Annotated in this window: 10 protein-coding genes; all 10 read right to left on the bottom strand. The window is 40.2% G+C overall.

Annotated elements, in window-relative coordinates; genetic code table 11:
* Nucleotides 1–100 precede the first annotated feature (100 nt).
* A complete protein-coding gene (rpsO, locus tag SGI74_01575) occupies nt 101–370 on the bottom strand; it encodes a 30S ribosomal protein S15 (GenBank protein MDZ4676172.1) in 270 nt (89 codons plus the stop codon).
* A 138-nt stretch (nt 371–508) separates the two neighbouring features.
* Nucleotides 509–1,408 carry a tRNA pseudouridine(55) synthase TruB gene (truB, locus tag SGI74_01580; protein ID MDZ4676173.1) on the bottom strand — a complete coding sequence of 300 codons (900 nt, stop codon included), beginning with the start codon at nt 1,406–1,408 and terminating at the stop codon, nt 509–511.
* On the bottom strand, nt 1,408–2,382 hold the full coding sequence (locus tag SGI74_01585) for a bifunctional oligoribonuclease/PAP phosphatase NrnA (protein ID MDZ4676174.1): 975 nt from the start codon (nt 2,380–2,382) through the stop codon (nt 1,408–1,410). The genes truB and SGI74_01585 overlap by 1 nt, the downstream gene beginning before the upstream one ends.
* A gap of 3 nt (nt 2,383–2,385) precedes the next feature.
* Nucleotides 2,386–3,072 carry a 30S ribosome-binding factor RbfA gene (gene rbfA, locus SGI74_01590; GenBank protein ID MDZ4676175.1) on the bottom strand — a complete coding sequence of 229 codons (687 nt, stop codon included), beginning with the start codon at nt 3,070–3,072 and terminating at the stop codon, nt 2,386–2,388.
* 18 nt (nt 3,073–3,090) lie between these two features.
* On the bottom strand, nt 3,091–5,784 hold the full coding sequence (gene infB / locus SGI74_01595) for a translation initiation factor IF-2 (protein ID MDZ4676176.1): 2,694 nt from the start codon (nt 5,782–5,784) through the stop codon (nt 3,091–3,093).
* A 2-nt stretch (nt 5,785–5,786) separates the two neighbouring features.
* Nucleotides 5,787–7,412, bottom strand: a complete 1,626-nt coding sequence (gene nusA / locus SGI74_01600) for a transcription termination factor NusA (protein ID MDZ4676177.1) — start codon at nt 7,410–7,412, stop codon at nt 5,787–5,789.
* Nucleotide 7,413: 1 nt separating this feature from the next.
* A complete protein-coding gene (gene rimP, locus SGI74_01605) occupies nt 7,414–7,914 on the bottom strand; it encodes a ribosome maturation factor RimP (protein MDZ4676178.1) in 501 nt (166 codons plus the stop codon).
* A gap of 123 nt (nt 7,915–8,037) precedes the next feature.
* A complete protein-coding gene (locus tag SGI74_01610; GenBank protein MDZ4676179.1) occupies nt 8,038–8,505 on the bottom strand; it encodes an N-acetyltransferase in 468 nt (155 codons plus the stop codon).
* The gene (locus tag SGI74_01615) at nt 8,477–9,196 is read right to left on the bottom strand and encodes a hypothetical protein (protein MDZ4676180.1); all 720 of its coding nucleotides are present in this window, start codon (nt 9,194–9,196) and stop codon (nt 8,477–8,479) included. Before SGI74_01615 ends, SGI74_01610 begins: the two co-directional genes overlap by 29 nt.
* A gap of 26 nt (nt 9,197–9,222) precedes the next feature.
* Nucleotides 9,223–10,470: an outer membrane beta-barrel protein gene (locus tag SGI74_01620; GenBank protein MDZ4676181.1), complete on the bottom strand. Its 1,248-nt coding sequence runs from the start codon at nt 10,468–10,470 to the stop codon at nt 9,223–9,225.
* Nucleotides 10,471–11,143 lie beyond the last annotated feature (673 nt).

Here is an 11,143-nt window from a genome sequence, read left to right on the forward strand (position 1 = left end):
CAGCCAATAAGACTTACGAATTACGAAAATTCTTGAGAAACATCTCATAAATTTTAGTAATTCGTGGCTGCGAAAATAGAATATCACGACTCTTGGGTTGTTATTTACGTAAACCTAAGTTCTCAATGAGCATTTTATATTTATTTACATCATTTCGTTTTAGATATTCCAAAAGTCTGCGACGTTGCCCAACAAGTTTTAACAAACCACGACGTGAATGAACGTCTTTAACATGGGTTTTAAAATGACCCGTAAGTTCGTTAATTCGATTTGTAATGAGAGCAACTTGAACCTCAGGACTACCTGTATCTAAATCATTACGACGGTGTTTTTTAATAACTGCTTGTTTGTTTTCTTTTGAGATAGCCATTTTAACTCCTTTAAAGTGTGCACTAAATTGCACACGTCTTACTGTTAAACAATCCGATATGGCCGGCGGCTAAGCGAACCAATCAGAAAAATTACTGTTCTTTTAACAAGATACACGCAAAAGTGTCAACTTTAGTTCTTATGCGGGAGTCTCAAAAACCCGCCCTAGCTTCACACCTTTTTTAGCATCTTTTACCACGACAGCTAAGAGACTCCCCTGTTCGTTAATGAGTTTTACACCGTCTTTAATCGGATAATCCACCAACTGCCCAAAGATTCCCCTAGGGATTTGGCCGTTTTTAACTAAATCCACATCACGCCCAATGAGCCTTAAAACAGGCCAATCTGAGAGAGCATCTGCCAAAGGAATGAGTTTTTCAGCAGCTAATGTTTCATTTTCACTAAATTTTGTAACTGTTTGACTTTGCTCAATATTAAAGCCACCAGAACGAGTACGCCTTAGTTTTGAGACCGTAGCGCCGACACCAAGTAGTTCTCCTAATTTTTCTGCCCATGAGCGAACATAAGTACCCTTGCCACAAGATAGTTCAATGGTGCAATAGCCCGGTTTAAAACTAGTTATCATTGCTGACTTAATGACCATCAGTTTTAAAGGTAGTACGACTTCTTTTTGGTCACGGGCATATTCATAGAGCTTCTTACCTGCGATTTTAATTGCTGAATATATTGGAACTTGAAGCATTAAGTCCCCCAACAACTCAGGCAAGCGAGCTTGGATCAATTCTTTTGTGATATGCTGAGCGTCTTTTTCTTGGATTACTTGACCTGTAATATCACCTGAATCAGTTTTAACGCCCAATTTTATTTCAACTTCATAAGCCTTATCATCTGACACCACAAACTGACTTAATTTTGTAGCTTCCCCAACAAGGCAAACAAGAAGTCCAGTTGCCAGTGGGTCAAGGGTTCCTGCATGGCCTACATCTTTTTGCTTTAAGATACGCCTGAGGCTGTCAACCACATCATGACTCGTGACAGATTCACTTTTATCAACAAGCAGAATTCCATTAAATGCCATTATAGATGTCCTTGTGTTTTAAGTACTGAATCTAATTGTTTTTCAACTTGAGCTCGAACACCATGTATCGTGCATCCGGCAGCTAATTTATGGCCACCACCGCCAAATTCTGTGGCGATATTAAGAACATTCGTATTACCGCGAGCTCTGAGTGAAAGTTTCCATTCAGTAGAAGTTTTCTCACTTAAAAAACAAACTATTTTAACACCCTCAACACCCCGTGGAAGATTGACAAAATTTTCTGACTCATCTTCTCCAGCCCCGACAGCCGCGAGGTCGTCTTGGGTCAGATAAAGTTTTGCAAGTTTTCCATCATTCTCAAATTTGAGCGAGCCCAATACTCGATGCATGAGTTTTAAACGTCGTTGAGTATACGTTTCATAAAGTGATTGGCTAATAACGTCAGGTTGAGCCCCAGCCTTTACCAGTAATGCCGCCAATGCAAATACATCTGAAGTTGCATTACTGTAGCGAAAACTCCCTGTATCAGTACTAAGTGTACAAAATAAATTCTGAGCGATAGCGGGTGTGATTTTAAACTTAGAAAAGCCTGAGAGCAGATTAAAAACTACTTGCCCTGTACTACCCGCTTTAACATCAATGAAATTGTATTTTCCAAAACGTGTATTACTTTGATGATGATCAATATTCCAGATTTCTGAAAAAAAACTCTTATCTATTTTATTACCAAGTCTTCCTAAATCACCTGAGTCTACAGTAATGAGAATTGAATTTTTAAAAGTGTTGGGGATTTTGACTTTAATAATTTCTGATTTAGGTAAAAAGCTAAGCCATTGAGGACAGCCATCGGGATTAAATGCTAAAACAGTTTTCCCTAATTGCTTTAAACCCAAAACCAAACCCAGGGTTGAGCCGATAACATCACCATCTGGTCCGTGATGACCTGAAATCACAAATTTTTTATGATTTTTAATAAGTGATGTAAAAGATTTTATTTGGACAGCAGATAACACAGGTTAATTTCTTCTACGCTTTGGCTTTTTGACTTCATCAGACTCTTCATCTTGATCGTCATCATTGTCGTCGTCATCATCACTGTCATCGTCTAGATCGTCGTCGTCTTCATCTTCTTCGTCATCGTCATCTTCTTCGTCATCGTCATCTTCTTCGTCATCGTCATCATCATCTTCTTCAAGATCTTCGTCTTCATCATCTTCTAGATCGTCATCGCTATCGTCTTCGTCGTCCGCGTCCTCATCCAGATCATCCTCATCCAGATCATCCTCATCTTCGTCGTCGACATCATCTTCGTCTTCGTTGCCAGATACCGCTAATGATTCTTCTGTTGGGACCTTATATGCAATTGAACCTAAGAGACTTTGAATTTTGTAACTATGTTCAAGCCCTTCATCGACAAAAAATTCTATTTTAGGCGTGAACCGAGTATGAAGCTGACGTCCGAGATGTTGACGAATTTCTTTTATTGATTCTTCAAGACCCTCAATGGTTTCAGCTTTTTCCTTATCAGTTCCATAGACGGTGTAATACACACGCGCAATCTGGAGATCTTTTGTCATATGAACTTGCGTGATAGTGACAAACCCAATACGTGGGTCTTTGGCACCTTTTTGCAAATAACTTGCGACTTCTTTACGAATGAGATCGGCCATGCGATTCGGGCGGTGTGATGGGCGTTGTTCCATTGTACTACTTCCTTAAAACTAATTTAAAAGTGTTGCGACTTGTTCTTTCATAAAGGCTTCAATAACGTCGCCAACTTTCATATCGTTATAATTTTCAATCGCAATACCACACTCATATCCGGTTTGAACTTCCTTAACGTCGTCTTTGAAACGCTTGAGTGAAGAAAGTTTTCCTTCATAAATTATGCGGCTTTCGCGAAGGAGTCGCACTGAAGCTTGTCTAGTAATTTTTCCGTCAGAAACAGAGCATCCAGCGATAGTTCCAAACTTTGGTACGCTAAAGAGTGATCTCACTTCTGCACGTCCCAAAGTCTTTTCAACAAAAGTAGGTGAAAGAAGACCCGTCATAGCCTTTTTAATATCATCGACTACTTCATAAATAATTGAGTAAGTCTTAATTTCAATGCCTTCTCTTTGAGCAACGCTGTTTACTCCTGTTTCAGGACGTACGTTAAAACCAATAATTACAGCATTAGAAGCAGATGCTAGAAGCACGTCACTTTCAGTGATCCCGCCGACTGTACTTGCAATTACTTTAACTTTTACTTGATCAGCAGGCATTTTATTAATGAGTTCTTTTAGAGCTTCTGCTGAACCTTGAACGTCTGCTTTTACTAATACAGAAAGTTCTTTGACGTCTGAGGTTTGTACTTTAGCGAATAAATCTTCTAACGTCATTTTCATAGCAGGCATTGCGGGGCCAGCTTTAAATTTACTTTTACGTTTTTCAACAATCTCTTGAGCCACTTCTTCGTTCTTTGCAATGTCTGCAGTGTCACCTGCAGCAGGCACAGCGTTTAAACCCAATATCTCAACCGGATCACCAGGACCCGCTTGTTTAATTTGTTGTCCACGATCATTTATCATTGCGCGAATTCGACCAGTCGTAATGCCCGCAACAATAATATCACCAACAACTGCAGTTCCTTGTTGAATCAAGACTGTTGCAACAGGGCCACGACCACGATCCAAACGTGCCTCAATAACGGTTCCAGATGCTGGGCGCTTGGCATCAGCTTTGAGTTCTAGAACTTCCGCTTGCAAAAGAACCATCTCAAGTAATTCTTTAATACCTTCTTTTTTCGCAGCAGATACTTTAGCAACAATGGTTGAACCGCCCCATTCTTCAGGAACCAGTTCAAATTCTGTTAAACCTTGAAGCACACGCTGGGGATTAGCCTGTGGCAAATCCATTTTATTCACGGCAACGATGATGGGAACACCCGCTGATTTTGCATGTAAAATAGCTTCTTTAGTTTGAGGCATAATACCGTCATCAGCTGCTACGACTAGGATAACAATATCTGTGACTTTTGCCCCACGTGCTCGCATTGCGGTAAACGCTTCATGGCCTGGAGTATCTAGAAATGTAATCCTTTTGCCATTAACAACAACACTGTACGCACCAATGTGTTGAGTTATACCACCTGCTTCGCCACTGGCCACATTAGCTTGACGAATTACATCAAGTAGTGAGGTTTTACCGTGATCGACGTGACCCATAACTGTAACAACCGGGGGACGTGTAGTTAAATTTTCTGGATTGGTCTCTGTAGCTTGTGCTTTGACGATTAATTGTTCTTCACTTAAATCTAAATTCTCAATTTCAAATCCATATTCAGAAGCAAGTACCAACGCCGTCTCAAAATCTAAAACGTCATTGACGGTAACCATACTCCCCATAGCAATGAGTTTTTTAAGAACAGCATTGTTTTTCACACTCATAGCTTGAGCTAATTGAGAAACAGTGACGCTGCCTTTAATTTTAATTTTACGTTTTGCAGCACCAGGTGTTGTAATTTGAGGTTTTTGAGCAGCTCTACCTGTGAGAGTTTTTTTCTTCTTAGGTTGAAAGAGCATTTCTCTTTTTCTGAAATCAGAAGCATTAAATGTTTCAATTTTAGTTTCACGAGCAAGAGCTGCAGCCTTTTTAGCTTGAACCAATGCTTCTTGCTTGATGAGTTTTCCAATGGCATCACGATCAAACTTATGAACCTCAAGATTTGCCTGACTTGCAGCGCGCGCTTGTGCCGCGGCTTGCTCTGAGGTACCTGTTGATGTGGCACTCTGCGGCTCTGTTGGCTTTCGTGATTGAGGAGCACGCTCTCCCATAGTAGTACGCAAATCCATTCTAGAAATAACTTGAGCAACTCGGCCACCTTGGGAATCGGTTTTAGGCGATTGAGGTTTCTCTATTGTCTCTGAAGCATCAACTGTTTCTACTAAATCTGTTTCTTCAATATTTGTCGGCTCTTGAAAATCTTGTGTCGCTTCAGGAGCAGAAAATTCAGCAGCTCCCTCAATATCACCAGCATCTTGCACATTGGCTTTACGTCTGATGACTGTTCTTGAGCTTTTTGCAGCGACCGCAGGTGTAGCTTTTGCTGATTTTGCAGCAGGAGCTTTAGCAGCAGTCTTCACTGCTGCCTTTTTAGTGGTCGTAGGAGCAGGAACAGCCACTTGTGATGCCTTCACAACTTTTGGAGTTGCAGGAGCAGCCGCAGTTACTTTGCGTTTTGTTGTCTTAGTAGTTTTAGAACTTGTTTTTGCTTTTTCTTCGTCAAAACGTGAACGAATCTGCTGGAGAAGATTATCATCCAATTCAGCCATATGGCTTTTTATAGGAATTTTAAATTCCCTTAGCTTATCCATGAGGGCAATGGTTTCCATGCCCAATTGTTTAGCTAATTCAAAGACCTTAATGTTGTCCACGTTTATCCTTTTTGTTCGTTGCGGTATACTTCGGCATCATGCTTGAGTTGTTGCGCTTTCTTATCTCCGATACCTTCAATGGTACTGAGTTCTTCTAGTGGCTTAGCCAAAAGATCATCCACACTATGAACGCCTGCTACTCTTAATTGCTCAACTGTGGTTTCACCAACACCTCGTACTTGTAGAAGTTCGGCACGAGCTTCATCGGCTTTGATTTCTTCAGGAGTTTTTTCAACTGTGGTCTCACCTTTAGATTCGGCGGCTTTAAGAGCGTTTAATTCCATTTTTAGGCGAGCTTCAGCAAGCGACTTCGCATCTGAACCACCAGCTCTTGTAATAGCCACAGTTTCTGATTGTGGAAGTGGTGTTCCGCTATCAGCATACTGCTTAATGAGATCCTTAACTGTAGTTATGAGCTTTTGAGCTTTCTCATCATCGTAACCTGGAATTTGCTTAAGATCTTCTGACGAAGCTTTTGCAATTTCATGAAGTGACGCAAAGCCAGATTGATAAATATTCTGAGCCATTGTTTCACTGATACCAGGGATAAGCATAAGATTGAAAATCGCCTCTTGGGTCTTTGCTTGAACTTTCGTTTCACTTAAAATGTCAAGTTTCCAACCAGTAAGCTTTGCAGCCAACCGAACGTTTTGTCCCTTTTTTCCAATTGCAAGACTGAGTTGATTATCAGGAACTACGATATCCATTTCACGTGAACCTTCATCGATAATAACTTTACTTACTTCAGCAGGTGCAAGTGCATTACAAACAAAACGTGAATGATCTTCGTTCCATTGAACGATATCAATTTTTTCGCCTTTAAGCTCTTGAACAATATTTTGAACGCGACTGCCCTTCATACCAACACAAGCTCCAACTGGATCAACAGATGGATCTTTACTGATAACAGCAATTTTCGCACGACTTCCTGGTTCACGAGCGGCGGCTTTGATTTCAACTATGCCGTCATAAATTTCAGGAACTTCCATTTCAAAAAGTTTCATTAAATAACGATCATCAGAGCGAGACATAATAATCTGGGGGCCGCGAAGACTTTGACGAACATCAGAGATATACCCTTGAATTCGATCACCGGGTTTAAACATTTCTCCGGGAATTTGTTCACGCTGAGGAAGATAGGCTTCTGTTCGACCAAGATCGACTACAATAGCGCCTCGTTCAACACGACGAGCGATACCACTGGCGATTTCACCTTTACGCTCTTGAAATTCAGCGTAAATAATATCACGTTCTGCATCACGTACTCGGCCAACAATGATTTGTTTTGCTGTTTGAGCAGCTATACGACCCAACTGAGATGTGTCTAATTTAATACCAAGACTGTCACCAATTTGAACTTCAGGATCCAGCTTGCGTGCGTCGTCTAATAAAATGTCTGTGTCTTCTACGTCAATTTCATCAACCACATTTTTAAATTCGAAAAGTTCAACTTCGCCACTGTCTTCGTTGAATTGAGCTTCGATCTCTTTATTCATTCCGAATTTTTTGCGTGCTGCAGTTTCCATGGCCATTTCGACGGCTTCGATAATAATTTTTTTATCGATACCTTTATCTTTGCCGACCTGATCAATCATTCGTGTCAGTTCAGAAAACAGATTCTCTGCCATTTTAAACCTTCTTTCCCTTCTTAGGTGTGGTCTTTAATTCAAAATTTATATAGGCCTTTAACACTGCCTCAACTGGTATCTTAACTTCATAGTTCTCAGCCTGAATTTTAAGATCTGTTCCATCAAATTCTTGGAGCAAACCTGTAATATTACGTCTCATTTCAAAAAACGATTCACTCCCGTTCCAGAGAGACAAGGGCTGTGAAGTGGTGACATGGATACTTTGTCCAAGTGCTCCGGTGAAATGCTCAGGCTTACGTAAACTTCTATCAAGGCCTGGGCTACTCACTTCAAGATCAAAACTTCCTGCAACCAAATCATCAGTATCAAGTAATGGATTTAAAATACGACTTGTACTTACACAGTCATCGATGCCGACAGTGCCGCCTTCTTTTTCAATCGTAACCCGAAGAATTCGACCAAAAAATTCAATGTCGTAGAGTCTAAAACCACTACCTTCAACGACGGGTCGAATAACTGCTTCTAGTTTTTCTAAATCCAAAAAAAATATCCTAAAGTTTTATGCGTGCATTTTTTTTAAATACACATATCTTGTTAAAACCAAAAAAAACGGGCCCTTCAAGGCCCGGAGCAAAATGCTAATTACGTGAGAAACCTAGCAAAACTATTGGGGTTTTGCAATATTTAGTTTCATACTGAGACCATCAGAACCATCCGGGTAATAGGCCTTTCTGACATGCATTGTCGCAAAGCCCAGAGATATATAAAATTCAACAGCAGGACGATTTTTTTCGCTTACCTCTAGAAATACTTCAGAGTTTTGCGACTTTGAGTGCACCAGATCTAATAAAAGAGCTTTCCCCACTCCACGTCGCTGCTGACTTGAAACAACACCAATAGTGGTGATTTCAATGTCAGAACCCACATTTCGGGCAAAACAATACCCCAAGATGAGGGGTTTTGAAATTAAGCGATCGGATTGAAAATCAAAAGCCACCTTAGAAAAACTACATTCTTGATCATATTCTTGACGTATTTGCAAAGGACTCCAGGGGAATTGCTGAACAGAGTCGTTAATCTTTTGAATTTCAGGAAGATCTAATTCACTGATTTGTCGAAGAGAAAGCGCCATGGGATACATTACTTCCTATAATATTTTTCACTTTATGTTTTTTGCGTAAAATTTCAAACCAATCACGCAACCTATCTTCCGCATTTTTATTTCCTAAAAATCTTTTAATACTTACTTTAAATTGTTCAAATTCCATAGTACCGAATTTAAGTCTGTTTTTATTAAAATAACTTTGAGCTTCTTCATCACTTACTTGAACAAAACTTGAATTTGATTTGTACTTAATAAATCTATTAGCCCGCATTTTACGCGATACCATTTCTTTAAGTTGCCCGTCAGTTAATCCAAATGAATTCCATTGCCCACGAAGATTTGGAGTATTCATAAGTTTTTTTTTCACATCGTTATAACTTTGTTCCACTTCTTGATCAGTAACCTTGGCAACGCCAAAGGCAGTGGCTTCTTCAGAAACCATCCATTCAATGAGGAGTCGATTTAAAGTGGTGTTAAATTCTTGGGTGTCAGTTGTGAGCGGGGTGTATTTCCCCTCATTATAAAGTACCCGATCGATAAGATAATTTGCTTCTACGTCACGATTCGTTAAGGTGCGTGTACCAACAACTCCAACGAGTTTCATCGCAAGTTGTCTTGCTGCGTGCACCTGGTAACTTGATATGAAAATTAGAATTATAATGAATGTTTTCACTTCTTTTAGAATGCCATAAAAAATGCCGCCCTTAAAGGGCGGCATAACTTTAAAATCTTAATTTCAATAGTTTAGAGTGTAAGCTTCAGGTTCAAAGTCGCAAAATAGTAGTTTAAACCTTCAATGGGTGACCCGACTTGAGGCCCGTAGGTATATGCAAGAGCGTCATCAGTACGGTAACTGATGTTCCAGAGATACCGAACATCTGCTCCTACTGAAAGTTTTTTTGTAGCGCTAATATCAACACCAACAAGTAAACCGCCATCAAAAGCATTTGAACCGCTAATTGCTGTATTGCCTGTGTACCCGTAAGAAACACGATTTGTGTAATTACGACGAGTATAACCGACAATTGCGCCAACTACAGGTGTTACGCGCCCAGGAAGTATTCCATAAGTTGCAGCTCCTGAAAGATTCATTTGGTTCATTGTAACAACTAAGCTTTGACCACTGTAACAGTAGTAACAAGGCGTTACGTTTTTAATGTCATAACTTGAATACATAAATGATGCTTCAATTCCAAATCTATCAGGCATTTGAAGATCAGCAGCCACACCAGCAGCGTAAGCACCGTTTACGTTACTTACAGAAGGATATGAACCCACACCAGCAAGACCACCAACACGAAACTTTGATTGCTGTTCTAATTCTACAGGTTTTGTATCTTCAGTTTTAACCACAACACTGTTTTCAACAGGAACTGGTTGAACAACAATTTGTTGTTGCTGTTGAACTGGCGCTGGAGCAGGTGCTGGAGTTGCAACAGGCTGAACAACAACTTGTTGTTGCTGTTGAACTGGCGCTGCAGCTGGAGCAAATAATTTATCAGCACGTTCTTTTTCAGATAAAATGCGATCATCTTCTAAACGTTGTGTAAGTCTATCTTCAGTTTGACGTTCCATATCTTCACGTTGTTTTCTCAACTGATCAGCCTTTGACTCACGAATCGCTTGAGCCTCAACAGTAGTTGCTGGCTGAACTTGTGCCTGACCACTTTGAGTTGGGGGCTGAACTATATAGATAGGTTGAAACGTTGGTTGCGCAGGTTGCTGCACTTGTTGTTGCTGTTGTTGAACCTGAATAGTAGGTGAACCTTGAGTTTGAGCAGGTCTAACTGTCTGCACTTCAACTCGTGTTGTATCACCGATATCAGCTTGAGCCAGTTTCACCCTCGTCTTTTTAGGACGCTTTGGATATAACTGCTCGATATCCTGATTCAACTCATCTTTGAGCCCTTCGTTGTAATCAGCTGCATGAATAGTTACTGACATAACCATCATACTGACAACTGCTAGGGGCAACGCGATTAACTTCTTCATTTTGGTCTCCTTAAAAACTTACAAAAGGACTGCGACAGAACCTCTAAGAGCAAGGCGCGTGCCCCCAAGCGTTGATTTGAATGATGAAGTTAAGTGTCTAAAATGATTGAATTTTAAAAAGCCATCTTGACGATCATTGAAATCTTACACAGCAAATAACAGTCGTATTCATTGACAGTGACGACAGTTTTCGTCACTTGTTTAAGTGAAAATAAAGTGAAAATATGAAGTCATTTTAGTTAAAGTCGTAAAACTCACGCTGGTGGCCGGTTCCAGACTGGAGCTAAAACCCTTCAAATTGTAATCAAACCTGTAATTTCTGACGTGATATCAATCGTCACATTCAACACAGCGCGTTTGAACTTGGCATTTAACTTGCTCAAGGGATCTCTGGGTTTTTCAATTTTATTTGGTTTTGTGCGCGTTCCCCCTACCCTTACCCCCTGCACACAGATCCAAAAACAATTGAAAACCCTTTTTTTTGCCTTTTTTCTGAAGAATCATTCCATTTGATTTCATTGAAGTGATCAATTACATCTAAATTTATTCTAAGTTCACGTTGCCTCTGTGGCGGAACTGGTAGACGCGCTGGACTCAAAAGACAGGCGCAGTTTAAAAATTTTTGTAAGTGGTTGAAATTAAATCTTAATTTCGGTCACTGGTAGAAGAAAAA

Source organism: Oligoflexia bacterium, assembly GCA_034439615.1.
GTDB lineage: Bacteria > Bdellovibrionota > Bdellovibrionia > JABDDW01 > JABDDW01 > JAWXAT01.

Coding starts and splice junctions, on each gene's coding strand:
- rpsO (MDZ4676172.1), bottom strand. CDS start 370: ATGGCTATCTCAAAAGAAAACAAACAAGCAGTTATTAAAAAACACCGT.
- nusA (MDZ4676177.1), bottom strand. CDS start 7,412: ATGGCAGAGAATCTGTTTTCTGAACTGACACGAATGATTGATCAGGTC.
- SGI74_01620 (MDZ4676181.1), bottom strand. CDS start 10,470: ATGAAGAAGTTAATCGCGTTGCCCCTAGCAGTTGTCAGTATGATGGTT.
- rbfA (MDZ4676175.1), bottom strand. CDS start 3,072: ATGGAACAACGCCCATCACACCGCCCGAATCGCATGGCCGATCTCATT.
- SGI74_01615 (MDZ4676180.1), bottom strand. CDS start 9,196: ATGCCGCCCTTTAAGGGCGGCATTTTTTATGGCATTCTAAAAGAAGTG.
- truB (MDZ4676173.1), bottom strand. CDS start 1,408: ATGGCATTTAATGGAATTCTGCTTGTTGATAAAAGTGAATCTGTCACG.
- SGI74_01610 (MDZ4676179.1), bottom strand. CDS start 8,505: ATGGCGCTTTCTCTTCGACAAATCAGTGAATTAGATCTTCCTGAAATT.